Below are 1,219 nucleotides of genomic sequence, written 5' to 3' on the forward strand. Positions count from 1 at the left end.
TGGCCAGTTTGCGGCAGCGCTTCCCGGAGGCGGAGCTGGAGGTGGTTGTGGAGCCGCGGGCGGCGGCTGCCTACGAGGTTTGTCCTTCGGTGAGTCGGGTGCTGACTTTTCCGTTCAAAGAACAGCTGTCGTTGGGGGATCTCAGCGACCTGCTGGGGCGCATTCGGGAGCGGCAGTATGACGGGGTGCTGAGCCTGGGCCGAAGCTTGGGGGTCAAGCTGTTGTTGTGGCTGACCGGCATTCCCAAGCGGGTGGGCTATGCGCCGCCGGGGCCGGGGCGACCTTGGCTGACCGACCCGGTGCCCCTGAAGCCAGCCCAGTATGCGGCCCAGATGTACCACGACCTGGTGCAGGGGTTTGGCATTGCTGCGCCGGCGGGGTTGCCCCAGATTCGTCTGAAAAAAGCAGACCTGGAGTGGGCAGAGCAGGAACGCAAGCGCCTTTTGGGGGATGCCGCTCAAGATTATGTGCTGTTGCATCCGGGGGCCAGCCAGCTGTCGCAGGAGAAGGGAATTCAGAAGATCTATCCCTCTGCCAACTGGGTCAAGGTCATCAAGGGTTTTCGGGAGCAGCGGCCGGAGCTGCCGTTGGTGCTGGTGGTGGGGCCAGAGGATGAGCAGCTGGCGGAGGGCTTTCTGGCGCAACTGCCGGAGCTGCCGGTGAGCCGTCCTGTCCGGCTGGGGCAGCTGGCGGCCTTGATTGGTGGGGCAACGCTGCTGTTGTGCGCCGATAGCGCTCCCATGCATTTGGCGGTGGCGGTGCAGACGCCGCTGGTGGCGTTGTTTGGGCCCACCGACCCGCTGCGGCTGCTGCCTTCAGAGGGGCCGTTTCGGGCGGTCAAGGGGGCCGATGGGAAGGTGGAGTCGATTGCCCCCGAGCAAATTCTGCAGGTGATCTTTCCGGCCTAGAGCCAAGGTTTTCGTGGCAGCAACCCAGTCCAGTTTCTCTGCAGGCGGACCGAGAAGCCTTCTAGCCTGGGAGATGTGTCCCTGTCTGCTTTTAGCCGGCGGGAGAGCTTGCTTTGTCACCTTGGCTCTCCTAGGCTTGCTGGCGAGCGACCGTAAGGCAGTCAGCATTGCTGTTGACCGGGGGAACTTCTGCCCTCTTGGGGGAAAGGGGCTGGGGAAGTAGGGGATTCTCATGCGGACGAAGGGACTTGAACCCTTACGCCTTGCGGCACTAGATCCTAAGTCTAGCGCGTCTGCCGTTCCGCCACGTC

The 1,219-nt window shown here is 63.5% G+C and carries 1 protein-coding gene; it reads left to right on the plus strand.

Annotated elements, in window-relative coordinates; all coding sequences use genetic code 11:
* Positions 1 to 908: glycosyltransferase family 9 protein (locus tag NW820_RS11790; RefSeq protein ID WP_414407580.1), on the plus strand; the 908-nt coding region annotated here is incomplete at its 5' end.
* Between the last annotated feature and the right edge of the window lie 311 nt (positions 909 to 1,219).

Source organism: Synechococcus sp. R55.7 (assembly GCF_047461955.1).
Classification (GTDB): Bacteria; Cyanobacteriota; Cyanobacteriia; order Thermostichales; family Thermostichaceae; genus Thermostichus.